Origin of the sequence: Legionella lytica (assembly GCF_023921225.1) — a bacterium.
In the GTDB taxonomy this organism is placed as follows: domain Bacteria; phylum Pseudomonadota; class Gammaproteobacteria; order Legionellales; family Legionellaceae; genus Legionella; species Legionella lytica.
On the sequence record NZ_CP071527.1, the window covers coordinates 1,685,383 to 1,702,741 of the forward strand.

Here is a 17,359-nt window from a genome sequence, read left to right on the forward strand (position 1 = left end):
GGTTATTTGTCCTGTTCAATGACTTGGGGGACTAAATAAAGATCATCCTCAAACAAAGGTGCTATGGCCTCTAGCTCTGCCAAGCAGCTTTCTTCAGTAATGACATCAGACCTTAGTCGTTGTTGTAAGGCAAAGGGGTGAAATAAGGGGGCAACATCGGTGGTGTCTACCGAACGTAATTGCTCCACAAAGTCCATGATCTCATTAACTTCTTGTATTAATTGAGGCATGTGATCCGTATCTGTATCCAGATAAGCGAGTTGTGCGATTTTTTCGAGGTCTGTCGGTGTGATGGTCATGATGAACAACGTCCAAAAAGAGAAACAGCTTATTATAGCGAGGATAGATTAAGTTACAAATAATTATGATTGTTCTATGAAGCGGTGGGTGTTTGTTCATCAAGAAACAAACGTGGGTCGGCCCCTCTTCCTAATGGCGAACTCCTTAAGTAAGTGCCATTATGCCAAAGCCCTGACCTACTTATGTTAAATAGGGGAACTCTGCACGTAATTGATTTAATACTTCTTCTTGCTTTTCCTTGCTTTTAACAATCAACAAAACAGTATCATCTCCAGCGATGGTTCCTAAAATTCCTGAATTTTTATCGTTATGCATCGAAAATGAGACGTATTTCTTATCAAGATAATAAGCAAGACTATTGGCATTACCTGGATGAGTATGTAAGACAATTAGCCCAAAATCCGAGACCTGTATGTTTAGTACCAAGGGCAGATTCGGAATATTAAAATCAACGACCTGATAAACCCCACCAACCTTAGCAATTTTAAGTTTTTTTAAACGACGAGATAAGGTTGCTTGCGGGATAGTATACCCACGTTCAGTTAGACTTTTTTGTAAATCGATCTGTTCGGAAATTTTTTCTGTTTGCACAATATTTAATATGTGTCCGTCGAGAAGCGCATCTTGGCTCATGGTAACCCTCTATTGAATGCATAATCATTTTCAAGAAATTATATTCACTTGTGCTTGACATGACAAGCACCGGTTTGTTAAATTCTAAAAACGGATAAAATTTGGATTTGTATTCACATGAAGAAGATGTTAAATATAGTAATCATTAGTTTCGCTCTTGTTGTTTCATGGTGTTATGCTCATATGCCAGAGGAAAATAAGAAATTTATTCATTTTGCTACTTCCGCAGAATATCCACCTTTTGAATATAATGAGCGCGGCGAGATTAAAGGTTTTGATATTGATTTGGCACGTTTGATCGCAAAGCAACTTGGTAAAGAGGTTGTTTTTGACAGTATGCAATTTAGCAGTATTTTACCAGCGCTGAGCATGGGGCAGGTGGATGCAGCCATATCGACACTCACGATTACCGAGCAACGAAAAAAGAATTTTGACTTTAGTACTCCTTACTATTTTGAAAGTCTTGCGGTTGTCTATTCTCAGCAGCAGCCTTTTAAAAATATAGCGCAGCTTACGAATAAAAAAATTGCGGTGCAATTAGGTAGCACCATGGAAATTTGGTTAAAAAATAATCTTCCTAATGCCCAGTTGCTGGTTATGGATAATAACAACCAAGCTATTGCTGCATTAAAAGCAGGGCATGTTGAGGCGGTTGTGGTCGATGGAGCTCAAGGTGCTTCCTTTAGCCAGAAAAATCCTGGGTTATCGTTTACTGTGATTTCCAAATCCAACGATGGCTACGGTTTGGCTTTGAAAAAGAATTCTCCGCTAACTCATGAAATCAACAAGGCTTTACAACAGCTTGAGCAAAATGGTGAGTTGGCCAAACTCAAACAAAAATGGTTTGGAGGCGCTTAATGGATGAGTTGAAGCAAAATATTCTGTTTATCGGTGAAGGGATCATGATGACCCTAACTCTTTTAATTGGTGGCTTAGTGATTGGAACTTTATTGGGAACGACATTAGCCTTATTGCGTTATCAAGGTATTGCAAAGCCAATAATTAATGGATTTATTTCCATCATGAGAGGGACGCCCATGATTTTGCAATTAAGTTTTGCATACTTTGCAGTCCCTGTTCTGGTTGGTTTAAAGCCGAATATTTTAACAGCAGGTTTGTTGACCTTTGGTTTGAACAGTTCTGCTTATGTTGCGGAAATTTTAAGAGCAGGGATAGAGAGCTTGCCAAAAGGACAATTTGAAGCAGCGGCAACATTACAGATTTCTGGTTTTTACTTATGGAAAGACATCATTCTACCGCAAGTAATAAAGAATATTTTTCCGGCATTTATTAATGAAACAATCGCTTTGCTTAAAGAAACCGCGTTGATTGCAACGATTGGAGGGATGGATGTAATGCGTCGCGCACAGTCTGTTGCAGCCGAGCAATTTACTTATTTTGTTCCTTTATGCATCGCAGCCGCTTATTACTACGGATTAGTTTTATTTATTGAATACTTAGGCAAGAAAATTGAGTCAAAGGGGGCGCTATGCTAACGATAAACAGTGCCTGTAAGCATTTTGGTTCCTTGCCCGTATTAAATGGGATTAGTCTCGAAATTGAGTCGCAAACCGTTTTGGGGCTAGCTGGGTCTTCAGGTGGCGGAAAATCCACCTTATTGCGTTGCATCCAAGGATTGGAAACTTTGGATTCAGGCAGCATCAACTACAATGGCAAAAGTGGTTTTATGTTCCAGGACTTTCAATTGTTTCCACATATGACGGTACTGCAAAATCTAATCTATGCACCCAGCTTACAAGATAAGATCGTAAACCATGAGCCTCAGGCTCAAGCCTTACTTCAACGTTTAGGAATTAATGATAAAGCAGGTTCTTATCCGCAGCAGCTTTCTGGTGGGCAAAAACAGCGTGTTGCTTTAGCGAGATGTTTGATGATGCAACCCGCTTTATTACTTTGTGATGAGCCTACATCTGGCTTGGATTTAGCAACGATCGATGAGGTTATTCACATATTAAACTCGGTTAAATCTTTAGGCGTGACGATGGTAATTGCCTCTCATGACCTTGATTTTCTTAGCAAAATCGCTGATCGTTTGGTGGTTTTGAAAGAAGGGAAAATTGTTGCAGATGTACTACCTAAAAATTTAGCTGAACCCATTTCGTATTTAAAACATTATTATCAGGAGTAAATCATGGCTGAATCCATCCAAAAAATTGTACTGGCTTATTCTGGTGGACTTGATACCTCAGTAATGATTCCATGGTTAAAGGAACATTACCAACAAGCAGAAATTATTGCAGTGATTTGTGATCTTGGTCAAAGTGAGGATTTACCTGCAATTAAAGAAAAAGCTATTCGCAGTGGAGCATCTAAAGCTTATCTTATTGATGTACAGCAAGAATTTGTCGATGATTACTTGTGGAAATTAGTCAAAGCAGGGGCTCTTTATGAGAATCAGTATATTCTTGGAACGATATCCAGACCATTGATTGCTCAGAAGTTAGTTGAGATTGCTAAGCAAGAACAGGCTGAAGCAGTAGCTCATGGTGCTACTGGCAAAGGAAATGATCAGGTACGATTTGAATACACGGTTAAAGCCTTAGCGCCTGAACTTAAAATCATTGCGCCTTGGAGAGTCTGGTCGATTAAATCCAGGCAAGAGGCTATTGAGTATGCCAAATTACATGGGATTGAGGTGCCAGTAACGCCTAAATCACCGTATTCCAGGGATCATAATGCTTGGTATATCTCTCATGAGGGCGGGGTTTTGGAAGATCCATCTCAACCTAAGCCAGATGATTTGTTATTAATGACAGCACCCTTGGCGCAGACTCCAACTACTCCAGAATTGATTAGCATTGATTTTGAGCAAGGGGTGCCTGTTGCTTTAAATTCCAAAGCAATGTCGCCTGTAGCTTTATTAGCTGAGCTCAATAAAATTGCTGGGAAACATGGTATTGGTGTGGCTGATCTTGTTGAAAATAGATTGGTGGGAATGAAAATTAGAGGGGTATATGAAGCACCTGCAGCTGCTGTTCTGTATAAAGCTCATTTAATGCTCGAAAGCCTATGCATGGACAGAGCTACTTTACATCTAAAACAATCATTACAACAGACCTATGCCAACATGGTGTATGAAGGACGTTGGTTTTCACAAGCCAAAAAAGCTTTGGATGCTCTAATTGATGTAACACAACAACATGTAACAGGAACAGTTAACTTACAATTGTTTAAAGGGAATATGATTCCTCATGGAATGCGGTCTCCCTTTAGTTTGCATGACCCAGCGTTAGCTACCTTCGAAGAAGATTGCGTTTATAATCAATATGATGCTGAAGGGTTTATTAACTTATTCTCTTTATCCGCTAAAATATATGGTATGGTCCACAAAGAGGATGTTTTATGAGTCATAAAACCTGGGGCGGACGTTTTAGTAAAGAGCTAGATCCACGCGTGATGCATTTTAATGCCTCATTAGCTTTTGACCGAGTACTTTATGCCCATGATATTAGTGGAAGCCAGGCGCATGCTACGATGCTTGCGCAACAAGGGCTTATTTTATACAGTGAAGCAGAATTAATTTGCCAGGCGCTTGCTGAGATTGGCTATGAAATAGAACATGGTATCCAAGAGTTTGATGAGTCTTGTGAAGATATTCACATGTTCATTGAGCAATTACTGATTGCTAAAATTGGTGATGTAGGAAAAAAACTACACACGGGAAGAAGCCGTAATGATCAAGTGGCGCTTGATTTACGATTGTATGCGCGTGATGCAGGAGATAAGATCCGAGCCTTGTTGAAGGGGTTGAATGCTGTACTGGAGGAGTTGGCCACACAACATGCCGAAGCAAAAATGCCAGGATATACGCATTTACAACAAGCACAGCCTATTTATCTAGGTCAGTATTTTGCAGCCTATCATTCTATGTTCCAGCGTGATTTAAGTCGAGTGGTTGATTGGCATGCTCGTATGAATTACTCGCCATTGGGTGCCGGGGCCTTGGCTGGCAGTAATTTACCCTTGGATCGAGATTGGACAGCTAAAGCATTGGGCTTTGCTGGAGTCATTGAAAATACATTAGATGCAGTAAGCGATCGGGATTTTGTAATTGAGTTTTGTTCGCTTGCCGCAATTATCATGATGCATTTATCACGTTTGGCCGAAGATCTTATTTTATGGGCAACCCAAGAGTTTGGATTTATTACTCTTGATGATGCTTTTGCTACGGGTTCATCGTTAATGCCTAATAAGAAAAATCCTGATGTATTGGAGCTAATTCGCGGCAAAAGTGGCAGGGTATTCGGGCATTTAATGGGGATTTTAACCATAATGAAAGGATTACCGCTCGCATATAATAAGGACATGCAAGAAGATAAAGAGTGTTTATTTGATACGGTAACAACACTTACAGCGTGCTTGCAAATTATTGCTCCATTTTTACAAAGTATTCATTTTAATACAATGCTAATGCAGGAAAAGGCAAGCAGTGGTTATCTTGATGCTACTGAGGTTTTAGAGTCTTTAGTGCTTAAAGGTATTCCATTCCGCGATGCACATCATCAAGTTGGACTTTGGATTAAAGAAGCCATCGAAAAGAAATGCTCTTTAGCTGAGATAGTGAATACCAAAAACATTGAGTAAGTCGGGTTGCTTGTAACTGTATTTTCCTCATCTCTCTTTAAATTCAGCGTTACATTATTCTTCATTCTTCAAGTCCCGCGGACAAGTCGCGGGGCATGTGGTTGTTTTCATGGTAAATCCAAAGAGCTTAATGTTGATTCGCTAATTTTTCCTTAATCTTCTTAGGTTAAAATTGGTCTCATTGATCTGTAAGAGCGTACCAATATTATGTCAATAAAAACTGAAAAAGCTCAATCATTTGAACAGGGCCATAATAACATCACCTGTATTGTCGGCGAGCGTGTGTTTAAAGTTTCTAAAGGATTAGGTTTTGAATTATCTTTTACGGAGCAGGTGCGATATTGGAACGAGTATTACAAAGACACAGAGTATGAAACCGCATGTATTACACCAAGAGATGAACTTTCTTTACCCTTTATTCAGGGGCGTTATCCAACAAATTTAGAACGACTTTTTTGTCTTAAGCAAATGTGGGCGAGAGAGTATATTATGGGGGATTGCCATGATCCAAGAAATTTTATCACTAAGGGCAATCAAACATACCCCATTGATTTTGGACAGGTATTTTCGCCTGAGTGTAAATTTTATACTGTATACAAAAAAGTATTTTTAACTGAAATCAATAGACTTACTGTGTTGGTTAAAAATGAGATATCACCTAAACTTATACCAATAAAGCAATCTATTGCTAAGTTAAATCAATACAAAGAAGAACATTTAAGCTCTACTGATCCGCAAACACTAATTAAAGTACAAAAAATTAATGCCCTTATCACGGATACTGAAGGACGTATTTCTGCATTTGATTCAGGTCAATTAGATGCATTCTTTGATTATGTAGAAAAAAATAAAGAAGCAATAGACATTCTTAGTGAAAATCGTGTAACCGGAGCATTATGGAAATCAATTTTGCTTGTCCTGGCTACGGGTATTATTCCGGCACTTGTTGGCGGTGTTGTCCAGGCCATAGCAACTAACGGGAATTCATTTTTATTTTTCAACATGCAGCCTCAATCACGCCAATTAGCTTTAAATGTTCAAGCAGATGTAACCGAGCTTTTAATGCGGTAGCCCTTCTTATTGAAATGGATTCAAATCTTTCATCCGCCAGGCTGCTCGTAACTGTATCTAATACACATCTTTACTACATAGGCATGTTCTACACTTTGATGGTTCGTGATTTTTCGCTAACTACAGAGACACAGGCATTAAGTAAATGAAATTTTGTAATGACGGTAGGTTGGGCCCTATGGTGCATTACACAAGGCCAACCAATTCCTTAAGACAAATCTACTAAAATTTCATATTAAAGAAATTAAGGTGGATTTAAACTTTCTCTTAACAATAGGTTAAAGCAATCTTTAGGGTTTTTAAATGAACAAAAAAAGGGTAGCTGTTGCTCAAGCCACCCTATCTGCAGGCTTAAATTACTTTAAATATTAGAGCTAGCCCATTTAAGTCCAGCAAAAATGCCATGGGCACCAAAATCAGAGCTTGCAAAATGATCGCTTCCAGAACCCGGTCCAAAAGGAATAAAAACTGGTTGGGCATTAAAATAATTTACCCACATATAACCAATATCTAGGACTAAACTTCCATTGCTAACCATATGAGAATAATTTATTCCTAGTTTAGCTTCAAGATCGGTAACAATGGTGTTTTTTCTAGCATGGTTATTTATGGTCTCAGGAAAATCAATATTTCCCACCGTACGATTTAAAGTGCTCGTACCCACTAAAAGCGCAACAGCGCTTTTTGCGAAGATGGAAAAACTCTCTCCTAAACCATAATACAAGTCACTACCTATTCGGGGGCCAAAATTTGAGGTTTCCATTGAGATCGAATTGTAATCTCCTGGAACTAAAATAGTATCTTTATTATTAATTTTTGTAGTAATGTTTGCATACTGTACGCCTCCATGGAAACGTATTTTTTTAAAGTTACCTAGATCCACCCGTTGGCCTAACTCAATATTTACAGCATCCCATCTTGGTTTAAGTGAGGTGATATTGGTGGTCATTGACCGAAAACCAAAACCAATAGTATTTTCCGCATTTACTTGAGTCCTTGAACTATCAAGACGAAGCCAGCTGAGATTGATATCATTTCCGGTGTTAAAATAATAAGACGCTCCCACTTCAAATCCCCAGCCCCAATCAGGGTTATTTTTGACTAGGCCTAAAACTTCCCCATCAGCATTATTGCGGGTTCCCAAATAATTTAGCGAGTTGTTATACAATGGTTGCAAATATAATGCTTTCGCGCTCAAATCCCACCCTGTATTTTGGCAAGGTACTGTGACTAAACCGGCAGTACATGTAGGGCCAATTGTTCCAGAAAATGCCACATTGGTTATTAATAACCCAACGAGTGCTGCTTTTGATAAATGAAAATAGAACATACACTATCCTTGTTTTTAATATACGTTTGAAGTCGATGACGCATTCACCATCCTATCTTAATTTTTTTGTTACAGCAACGCTGAAAATATAAACTTTTCTATTTAATTTAAGCGAATTAAAATAGCGCTCAACTGTATTAAATTGGTACGCAAAAGATCAAAATTTAAAAATTAGTTATTTTTATATGGCATGTAGCGCTGTTTGCAGAATTAGCCCTAATTCTTGAACTTTCATTAGATGCAAGTTTTTGCTGAATTTAAAGAATAGAGAAAGGGAGCTTATGAGTTATAAGGACGAACACTTTTTAGCGTCTACACTAATAGGCACTTGCTTATTTTTACAGTAGAATGTTGATTAATCCCTAATCATCAGTCGAGTAAGTTATTCATGCTGCAACATTTTAAAACCCAGGGGGGTGTTCAGGTAGAGGTTTCTCAACAGCAATTAGATTATCAAGAGGGTATCACACACCTTATTGAGCGTTTGGATTCAGAACGAGGAGCTTTGTTTGCTTCCAGTTTTGAGTATCCAGGACGTTATACTTGCTGGGATATTGGATTTTGTAATCCGCCTCTAGCCCTTGTATGCAAGCAGAACTCTATTCAGATTGATGCCTTAAATAAACGTGGGGAAGTTTTACTTGCGTTTGTTCAGCAGTTATTCAGTACAGATGAAAACTTAGAACTTATCGTTCAAGGTACGCGCCAAATCCAGATTAACCTAAAAGCTTCAGAGCTGGTCTTTAGTGAGGAAGAACGCAGCCAACAGCCTTCCGTATTTACTGTAATCAGATTATTACTTTCATTTTTTAAATCGGAGCAGGAGCCCTATTTAGGTTTATATGGATCCTTTGGTTTTGATTTAATTTTTCAATTTGAGGATTTGCTTCAGCATAAGGAGCGTGATCCCGCTCAACGTGATATGGTTCTTTATTTGCCGGATGAAATTTTTGTGGTGAATCATCGCAAAGAAGAAGCTTTTGTTAATCGCTATGAGTTCCAATTTCAAGAGTATGCAACTCATGGCCTTCCACGAGAGGGTACACATTTAGCCTATGAAGCGCCCAATAAACCTGAAAAATTCTGTGATCATGAGCCTGGCGAATATGCGACAGTAGTCAATAAAGCAAAAGAACGATTTGCATGTGGCGATTTATTTGAGGTTGTGCCAAGCCAAACTTTTTATACGCATTATACTGAGCAGCCATCTTATTTATTCAAGCAAATGCGTCAGTTAAATCCTTCGCCTTATGGATTTTTTATTAACTTAGGTGAGGGAGAATATTTGGTCGGTGCTTCTCCTGAAATGTATGTTCGCGTGACGGGTAAGCGAGTAGAGACTTGCCCTATTTCTGGAACCATTAAACGTGGCGCTGATGCGATTGAAGATGCTCAAAATATTCAAATCTTACTTGATTCTCCCAAAGAAGAATCTGAATTAACCATGTGTACGGATGTGGATCGTAATGATAAGTCGCGTATCTGTGAAGCAGGTTCTGTGAATGTAATTGGTCGACGCCAAATTGAAGTTTATTCTCGAGTGATTCATACTGTGGATCATGTTGAAGGAACTTTAAGAGCAGAGTTTGACGCTGTGGATGCATTCCTAACACATATGTGGGTGGTTACAGTAACTGGGGCGCCAAAAATTTGGGCTTTAAATTTTATCGAGCAGCATGAAAAATCACCTCGTAAATGGTATGCAGGAGCAGTTGGCTGGTTTGGGTTTAATGGAAATTTAAACACAGGTCTAGTTTTAAGAACGGTACGTATATCTCAGGGTATTGCCGAAGTTCGTGTTGGTGCTACTTTACTCTATGATTCAGTTGCTGAGTCTGAAGAGCAAGAAACACGCTTAAAAGCTTCGGCGTTTTTGGATATGTTAAATCATAAAGCTCCCGCGAGCGCTAATAGAGAGTCTTTGCCGCTAACAGGAAAAGGCAAGCGCGTGTTACTGATTGATCATCAAGACTCATTCGTTCACACACTCGCCAATTACATTCGCCAGACTGGTGCAGAGGTAAGTACGATCCGTTTTGATAAAGCTCAACAATATTTGCAAGAGCATCACTATGACTTAGTCGTTTTATCTCCTGGGCCTGGTAAGCCAAGTGATTTTAATTTATCTGCAAACATTGATGCTGTTGTAGCCCGAGGTATACCTTTGTTTGGTGTGTGCCTAGGCCTGCAAGGGTTGGTTGAACATTTTGGTGGTGTTTTGGATATTCTTGAATATCCTATGCATGGTAAATCGTCAATGATTAAGGTTTTAGATTCTTCTGATTTATTTGCAGGTTTAGGGGAGGAATTCAAAGCGGGTCGATACCATTCACTTTATGCGCGATTTAATGAAATGCCTGAAGCACTTAAGGTAACTGCATTGAGTGAAGATGGGGTTGTGATGGCTATATCTCATCGACATTTACCGATTCATGCTGTGCAATTTCATCCAGAAACTATTTTATCTTTAGTAAATCAAGCTGGATTAAAAATTATTACGAACTTAATGGGACTGGTAACAAGGAATGCGCCATAAAATTGTAATTCTGTACTTTGTATCTATTGTACTGGGGGTTATTGTTGGATTAGTCGGATCTTCATTTCGCTTGTCAATCGATCTGCTCGGTTCTGCTTTAATGCATGTGGTTTATGTGTTTGGCGGGCAGGGATGGCTTGCAGGTATTATTTCTGGAGTTTTCTCTATGCTCATGGTGCTTTCTGCATTCATGGCCGTGAAATATATTGCTCCGGAGGCTGGTGGCAGTGGCGTTCAGGAAATTGAAGGGGCCTTATTGCATGTGAGGCCTATTTTTTGGCGACGCTTAGTACCAGTAAAATATTTTTTCGGTATCTTGGCTATTTCTTCAAACATGATTTTAGGACGAGAAGGCCCCACCATCCATGTAGGTGGTAATTTAGGGGAAATGTTGGGGGCTGTATTTAATCTCAGCCGTCGCCGTCGGGATAGTCTAATCGCCGCCGGAGCGGCAGCAGGGCTGGCTGTAGCATTTAATGCTCCTTTGGCTGGCGTTATTTTCGTGATGGAAGAAATGCGTAATCAATTTAACTATTCATTTACCAGTTTCACGATGGTGGTAATTACCTGCATTACGGCCACGGTCATGTTGGATTTGATTATCGGCACCCAGGCGACCATTCCTATGGACGTGTTTCAATTTCCATCCCTAGATGCATTATGGCTTTTTGTGTTTTTTGGGTTTATTGTTGGCGTGGCAGGGCTTTTGTTTAATAAAGGACTCATGGCTACCTTGGCCTGGATGGATCGATTATCGGCATCTCAAAAGTTGGTTTATGTTTTAATCGTAAGTTTCCTTATTGGCTATTTAGCAGTTTTTACTCCGGCAGCCACAGGGGGAGGAATGCATATTATTCATCAAGCTTTGACACTTTCTCCGGGATTCGCTGTTTTATGTATGCTGTTTCTTGTCCGTTTTGTTGGGACCATTGGCTGTTATGCCACTGGCATTCCGGGGGGGATCTTCGCACCAACTTTAGCATTGGGAACCTTGCTTGGCTTGGCTTCATTTCAGGTGCTTACATTGTTCCATCTAGACTTCTTAGTGCATCCTGGCATGTTTGCCGTCGCAGGAATGGCTGCATTTTTTGCTGCAATTACACGTTCGCCAATAACAGGAGGGATCTTGGTTGTGGAAATGACACAAAATTACGCGCTAATTTTTCCGGTAATGATTACCTGTATTTGTGCCACGATTATGTTGCAACTTGCTCGCAATGAGCCTATTTATGCCCAGTTGTTGGATCGTACTATGAGGAATAGTAAGTTAGCGTAGCGTAATTTTGGCGCTTGGAACAAGCATTGAACCCGTATTATCCTGCACTAATACGGGCTGCATTTTAAGCTACGTGAATAACAATTTTACCAAAATGAATACCCGCTTGCATGTGTTGTTGTGCTTCCTCGATTTGTTCTAAGTTGAACTCTGAATCAATAACTGGTTTGATTCGTTTTTTTGCTATGGCATCAAACCAGCGGTCATGAGCTTGTTTCCATAAAAGTGCTTTTTCTTGCAGGCTTTGCGAACGCAGAACAAAGCCAATAATTTGTAGCCTTTTCTGCATGATTAAAACCAGATTGCATTCAACTTTCGGGCCTTGAAGACAGGCGATTTGAATTAATTTCCCTTGAGGTTTTAACAGCTGAAGATGCTTGTCAAAATAATTGCCAGCAATAAAATCCAGAATTAAGTCAATGCTTTGTTCGGCAATTAAATCTTCAAAATCATGCGTTTTATAATTGATTACCTGATCAGCACCAAGTTGTACTGCTTTATCAATTTTATCATCTTTACCCACAGTCGTGATGACTTTGGCACCTACTTGTTTTGCCATTTGAATTGCTAATGAGGCAATCCCACTTCCAGCTCCATGGATTAAGAGCGTTTGTCTTGATTTTAATGCGCCGAGATTAAATAAGGTGGTATTAACAGTGACCAATGATTCAGGAAGGGCTGCGGCAAGGGAGTAATCCCATCCTTCAGGAATTAAATGAGCAAGGGATGATTCAACCAGACAATATTCGGCATAGGCACCACTTCCTACTAAAGCATAGACTTTATCTCCAGGCTTAAATTGAGTTACCTGTGAGCCTACTGCAACTACATCCCCAGCAAGTTCTAAACCTGGAACTGTTGATTCTCCTTGTGGAGGTGGATATTTTCCATAGCGTTGCATCAGGTCAGCACGGTTTAGTGCCGTTGCTTTGACCTGAACTAATATTTGACTGTCTTTACATTCAGGGGTAGGGGAATTTTCTATAGCAAGGCGGCTGTATGAGCCTGGATTCTCTATATGTACGTAGCGCAAAATATCTCCCTTAATTATGTTTGGTTTTGATTTATCAAGTTACTGCTTTACTTGAATCTATATACCCAAAGTATATAATCATAGGCCTACACGACTTTCTATATCATGCAGGGCTAATGTCAAAATTTAATCATCAGCGTTTTTATGCCTGGCTTTTTATAGTCCCGCAACTTATAGTTACTTTAATATTTTTTATTTGGCCTGCATGTAATGCTTTAGTACAAGCATTTTTTTATACCGATGCTTTTGGACTACATAAGCACTTCGCTGGCCTAAGCAATTTTACTGACTTGTTTGCTGATCCCAGCTACCGCAAAGCAATAGTCGTAACTTTTATTATTGCGTGCAGCGTCACTTTTTGCACCATGAGTCTTGGGCTTCTTACAGCCATATTAGTTAACAATCGTAGTAAAACGCAAGGAGTTTATAAGTCTTTATTATTATGGCCTTATGCCGTAGCGCCTGCGGTGGCTGCAATTCTTTGGCGTTTCTTATGTCATCCAACTTTGGGTTGGTTAACTCATGTATTACAGTCCCTGGGAATTAATTTTGATTACGTAAATAATGTAAACCAGGCCTTGCTGGTTGTTATTCTTACCGCCAGTTGGCAGCAATATAGCTATAATTTTTTATTTTATTTTGCTGCATTAAAGGCAGTTCCACCATCGTTGATTGATGCGGCAATTATTGATGGGGCATCAGTTTGGCAGCGTTTTTGGCAAATTATTTTTCCCTTGTTATCGCCAACGACTTTTTTCCTATTGATTATGAATTTAATGTATGGATTTTTTGATACCTTTGGAATTATTCATGTTATGACGCATGGGGGGCCAGGTAATAGCACAACGAATATGATGTATAAGGTCTATCAGGATGGATTTGAAGGCATGGATTTGGGAAGCTCTTCGGCTCAGTCCGTAATTCTAATGGTTGTTGTGATACTTGTTTCCTTAGTGCAATTTAAGTATCTCGAGAAAAAGGTTCATTACGCATGAAATTAATGTCTCGCATTTTATCCCATGGATTTTTAACCTTATTCATTTTGCTAATGCTGTTGCCGCTTTATTTGGCCATTGTTGCTGCGAGCCACGATGGTAGTGCAATGATGCATTCATCCTTACCCATGATTCCAGGGACCTTATTATTAAAAAACTTAAAAGCAGTTTTAAGTGAAGGACTATCCGTTACCGGGGGCGAACCAGTTACTGCTATGTTATTTAATAGCTTGGCCATGGCTTTGGCGATTGCTCTAGGGAAAATTATTTTGGCTCTTGGGTCTGCATTCGCGTTAGTTTATTTTGATTTTCCGTTTAAAAAACTTTGTTTTGCACTGATTTTTGCAACGATGATGTTACCGGTAGAGGTGCGTATTGTTCCTACCTTTCAAGTAGTCGCTTCATTTGGATTATTAAATTCATTTACAGGATTAACTTTGCCTTTATTTGTTTCTGCTACAGGAACCTTTTTATTCAGGCAGTTTTTTAAAACCGTACCCGCTGAATTAGTTGATGCAGCAAAATTAGATGGCGCAGGTGCTGTGCGTTTCTTTTTTGACATTCTTTTACCTTTATCTAAAACGCAAATCGCTTCTTTATTTGTAATTTTATTTGTCTATGGATGGAATCAGTACCTATGGCCCTTAGTCATTACTACTGAAACGAAAATGGCGACGGTAGTGATGGGAATTCGTTATCTTGCGGGGGTAGCTGATCAAGTTCCTCAATGGCATTACATTATGACAATTGCCCTAGTTGCTTTAATTCCACCTTGTTTGGTTGTGATGTTGATGCAACGATGGTTTGAAAAAGGATTAAAGTAACATGGCAACAGTAACTTTGGTTGATGTCACAAAACGCGTTGGGCAAACGACTATCTTAGAAAGAATTAATCTTAGCATCAAAAAAGGTGAGTTTATGGTCATTGTGGGGCCTTCTGGTTGTGGTAAATCAACCTTGCTACGATTGATTGCGGGTTTAGATGACGTAAGCTCAGGCTCTATTTTAATCAATGAGCAACGAGTTAATGAGGTGCATGCCGCGAAACGCGATATGGCCATGGTATTTCAAAATTACGCTCTTTATCCACATATGACCGTTTTTGATAACATGGCTTATGGGCTAAAAATGCGTGGTTTTAAAACGGATGTGATTCAACAACGAGTGGCTGATGCAGCGAAGTTGCTGCAATTAACACCTTATTTGGAACGAAAACCGCAAGCATTATCTGGTGGGCAAAAGCAAAGGGTAGCAATGGGAAGGGCTATAGTTCGCTCTCCTGCTGTATTTTTATTTGATGAGCCTTTATCGAATCTTGATGCAAAACTCCGCACAGAAATGCGTCATGAGCTGAGAAGCTTGCATCAAAAGCTTAATACTACCAGCGTGTATGTAACGCACGATCAAACAGAGGCAATGACTATGGCTGAACGTGTGATTGTACTTAATCAGGGGATTGTCGAACAAATTGGTACACCCCAAGAATTGTATCAAAATCCAGCGAGCTTATTTGTCGCAGGATTTACAGGTCATTATCCATTAAATACATTTTCAGGAGTATTTAATAAAAAGAATGCTACTATTGAAACAGGTTTAGGAATTAATTTTCCGATTCCCGAAACGAATTGTTCTCTTGAAGATAAGATGGAATTGGTTTTGGCTATTAGAGCGGAGCATGTGCAATTGACTAGTGAATCTAATCATCAAAGCATCTCAGTTGCTGTTGAGTTTATCGATGATATGGGGGCGGATAAGTTAATTAGAGCACGCTGTATAAAAAATGGAGAACAACTAAATTTACGAGTTTCTGCCGATCAAGTAATTCCTAGTGGACAATTCGAGGTTGAACTACCTAAAATGAAATTACATGTATTTAATCAGCAAACTGGACAACGTATTGGAGAATGGCGTGAGTAAAGAAAAAACAGCATTAAAACCAATTGATACACCGGTATATGGTTATTGGTCTGCACTGTATCGATCATTTTATTCACGACGCCTGTATGTGGACATAGGCAAGCGCTGGAAAGGATTTGGTGCGCTATATCTCTTGTTGGTTATTGCGATATTGAGCGTGCCATTCTTTTTTAGAATGTCGATTAGTTTAGATGAGTCTTTTAAAGAGCAGATTGTTAACCCCTTATTAAAAATTCCTGTTTTTTACATTCAAAACGGAAATGTTCTTTTTGATAAGCCAATGCCTTACTTCATTAAAAATGATAAAGGTCAAACGGTGGTTATCATTGATACGACAGGAATCATCAATGATTTTACAGCACAATATCCTTATTTAAATATCCTGATTAATAAAAATCAGATTGCCTTTAGGATACCTAATCCCCAACTGTTTAATATGAATAAAGAGGCGCCTCCGAGTAGAAGTACTCCGATTGTGCAGACTTTTGATAAGGGGGCGAATTTAGTATTTGATGGTAAAAAAATGGTAGAAGCAAATTCCGTTACAGGACTTAAATATGCCTCACAAGCGGTGCTTTATCCTATTATTGTGGGTATTTTCTTTTCTATTTTTATTGTTTTCTTTTTAGTGTTTGCTTTACTAGGACAAACTTTTTCCTCGATTTTCTTCTCGTTTAAAATACCTTTTGCCACCTCAAGTCGCTTGCTCATGGTGGCAGGAACGCCAATGTTACTTGTGTTAATGACTATATTGTCACTTAATAGCGTATTTACGGGGTTAGGTATTCTCTTATTCTGCCTCTTAATTGCTTATTACAGTTTTGCACTTTATGCATTAAGAGCTGAAAGTAGGCGAGTAGCTCTTGTATGAAAGAGCTAATCCATTTTGCCCACGGAAATGGGTTTCCAGCATTATGCTATAAGCAGATGCTGGATGGCCTTAAACCTGATTATGATTACTGCTATATCGATAGGGTTGGCCACGATCCGGACTTTCCAGTGGGTGAAAATTGGCATAATTTGATCACTGAGGTGATTGCCAGTATTGAACGACAATCTGACCGTCCTGTGATTGCTCTAGGTCATTCTTTAGGTGGGGTTTTAAGTTTATTAGCTGCCATTGAACGGCCTGATTTGGTTAAAGCGGTTGTCATGTTGGATTCTCCTTTACTTGGAGTACTAAAATCCAGTGCAGTTCGACTTGCCAAGGCTTTTGGTATCATTGATAGGGTTACTCCTGCGTTTAGAACAAAAGGACGACGCGAGTATTGGGAACGTCGTGATCAAATACTGTCGTATTTAAAAAGCAGGGATTTGTTTAAAAACTTTGCAGAATCATGTTTGAACGACTATATTGAATATGGTCTGGAGCATAAAACTGATGGTTACTACCTTCGCTTTAATCGCAATGTGGAGTATCAAATTTATCGAACAATTCCGCATATTATTCCCAGTTACGAGGGGAAATTATTAACCCCGTCGGCATTAATTTATGGTGACAAAAGTAACGTGGTTGGTAAAATGGATCTGCGTTATATGAAAAAGAATTTTAATATTACCTGCTATAAAACCCATGGGAGTCACTTGTTTCCTATGGAGCATCCACAGGTTGTAGCTGCACAAGTTTTAAGGGTTTTGGATAAGCTAACATCATAAGGAGAAT

17 protein-coding genes are annotated in these 17,359 nt (G+C 39.2%); 13 read left to right on the forward strand and 4 right to left on the reverse strand.

The genetic code is table 11. The features are described from left to right. Positions 1-2: 2 nt before the first annotated feature. Together gatC and J2N86_RS07490 are read right to left on the reverse strand one after the other, a co-directional pair. The gene (gene gatC / locus J2N86_RS07485) at positions 3-299 is read right to left on the reverse strand and encodes an Asp-tRNA(Asn)/Glu-tRNA(Gln) amidotransferase subunit GatC (RefSeq protein WP_252578714.1); all 297 of its coding nucleotides are present in this window, start codon (positions 297-299) and stop codon (positions 3-5) included. Between the two features lie 181 nt (positions 300-480). Further along, complete coding sequence (locus tag J2N86_RS07490; RefSeq protein ID WP_252578716.1) at positions 481-933, reverse strand: arginine repressor; 453 nt, start codon at positions 931-933, stop codon at positions 481-483. A gap of 117 nt (positions 934-1,050) precedes the next feature. Here J2N86_RS07490 and J2N86_RS07495 point away from each other — a divergent pair, with 117 nt between their 5' ends. The 6 genes from J2N86_RS07495 (at position 1,051) to J2N86_RS07520 (ending at position 6,609) form a co-directional block, all read left to right on the forward strand. Further along, the gene (locus J2N86_RS07495; protein WP_252578717.1) at positions 1,051-1,791 is read left to right on the forward strand and encodes a substrate-binding periplasmic protein; all 741 of its coding nucleotides are present in this window, start codon (positions 1,051-1,053) and stop codon (positions 1,789-1,791) included. Further along, positions 1,791-2,429 (forward strand): amino acid ABC transporter permease, encoded by a 639-nt coding sequence (locus J2N86_RS07500; protein ID WP_252578718.1) that lies wholly within the window; start codon positions 1,791-1,793, stop codon positions 2,427-2,429. Before J2N86_RS07495 ends, J2N86_RS07500 begins: the two co-directional genes overlap by 1 nt. Beyond that, entirely contained in the window at positions 2,423-3,082 is a 660-nt protein-coding gene (locus J2N86_RS07505) for an ATP-binding cassette domain-containing protein (protein ID WP_252578719.1), read from the forward strand. Before J2N86_RS07500 ends, J2N86_RS07505 begins: the two co-directional genes overlap by 7 nt. A gap of 3 nt (positions 3,083-3,085) precedes the next feature. Then, complete coding sequence (locus J2N86_RS07510) at positions 3,086-4,300, forward strand: argininosuccinate synthase (RefSeq protein WP_252578720.1); 1,215 nt, start codon at positions 3,086-3,088, stop codon at positions 4,298-4,300. Further along, positions 4,297-5,538: an argininosuccinate lyase gene (gene argH / locus J2N86_RS07515; RefSeq protein ID WP_252578721.1), complete on the forward strand. Its 1,242-nt coding sequence runs from the start codon at positions 4,297-4,299 to the stop codon at positions 5,536-5,538. The genes J2N86_RS07510 and argH overlap by 4 nt, the downstream gene beginning before the upstream one ends. A 207-nt stretch (positions 5,539-5,745) precedes the next feature. Continuing rightward, positions 5,746-6,609 (forward strand): hypothetical protein, encoded by an 864-nt coding sequence (locus J2N86_RS07520; protein WP_252578722.1) that lies wholly within the window; start codon positions 5,746-5,748, stop codon positions 6,607-6,609. Between the two features lie 361 nt (positions 6,610-6,970). Here J2N86_RS07520 and J2N86_RS07525 read toward each other — a convergent pair whose 3' ends face one another. Continuing rightward, the gene (locus tag J2N86_RS07525) at positions 6,971-7,939 is read right to left on the reverse strand and encodes an Lpg1974 family pore-forming outer membrane protein (protein ID WP_252578723.1); all 969 of its coding nucleotides are present in this window, start codon (positions 7,937-7,939) and stop codon (positions 6,971-6,973) included. 388 nt (positions 7,940-8,327) lie between these two features. Here J2N86_RS07525 and J2N86_RS07530 point away from each other — a divergent pair, with 388 nt between their 5' ends. Both J2N86_RS07530 and clcA read left to right on the forward strand, forming a co-directional pair. Further along, a complete protein-coding gene (locus J2N86_RS07530; protein ID WP_252578724.1) occupies positions 8,328-10,475 on the forward strand; it encodes an anthranilate synthase component I in 2,148 nt (715 codons plus the stop codon). Next, positions 10,465-11,751, forward strand: coding sequence for a H(+)/Cl(-) exchange transporter ClcA (clcA, locus tag J2N86_RS07535; RefSeq protein WP_252578725.1), 1,287 nt, complete (start codon positions 10,465-10,467; stop codon positions 11,749-11,751). The genes J2N86_RS07530 and clcA overlap by 11 nt, the downstream gene beginning before the upstream one ends. Before the next feature lie 64 nt (positions 11,752-11,815). On the opposite strand, the gene J2N86_RS07540 is transcribed toward clcA, so the two are convergent. Further along, entirely contained in the window at positions 11,816-12,784 is a 969-nt protein-coding gene (locus J2N86_RS07540; RefSeq protein WP_252578726.1) for an NAD(P)H-quinone oxidoreductase, read from the reverse strand. Positions 12,785-12,900: 116 nt separating this feature from the next. On the opposite strand from J2N86_RS07540, the gene J2N86_RS07545 reads away from it, so the two are divergent. The 5 genes from J2N86_RS07545 to J2N86_RS07565 are packed head-to-tail and all read left to right on the forward strand — an operon-like array spanning position 12,901 to position 17,352. Beyond that, the gene (locus J2N86_RS07545; protein ID WP_252578727.1) at positions 12,901-13,779 is read left to right on the forward strand and encodes a carbohydrate ABC transporter permease; all 879 of its coding nucleotides are present in this window, start codon (positions 12,901-12,903) and stop codon (positions 13,777-13,779) included. Further along, on the forward strand, positions 13,776-14,603 hold the full coding sequence (gene ugpE / locus J2N86_RS07550; RefSeq protein ID WP_252578728.1) for a sn-glycerol-3-phosphate ABC transporter permease UgpE: 828 nt from the start codon (positions 13,776-13,778) through the stop codon (positions 14,601-14,603). Before J2N86_RS07545 ends, ugpE begins: the two co-directional genes overlap by 4 nt. A 1-nt stretch (position 14,604) precedes the next feature. After that, the gene (locus J2N86_RS07555; RefSeq protein WP_252578729.1) at positions 14,605-15,696 is read left to right on the forward strand and encodes an ABC transporter ATP-binding protein; all 1,092 of its coding nucleotides are present in this window, start codon (positions 14,605-14,607) and stop codon (positions 15,694-15,696) included. After that, entirely contained in the window at positions 15,689-16,567 is an 879-nt protein-coding gene (locus J2N86_RS07560) for a DUF1189 family protein (protein WP_252578730.1), read from the forward strand. The genes J2N86_RS07555 and J2N86_RS07560 overlap by 8 nt, the downstream gene beginning before the upstream one ends. Then, positions 16,564-17,352: an alpha/beta fold hydrolase gene (locus J2N86_RS07565; RefSeq protein ID WP_252578731.1), complete on the forward strand. Its 789-nt coding sequence runs from the start codon at positions 16,564-16,566 to the stop codon at positions 17,350-17,352. Before J2N86_RS07560 ends, J2N86_RS07565 begins: the two co-directional genes overlap by 4 nt. The last annotated feature ends 7 nt before the right edge of the window (positions 17,353-17,359 follow it).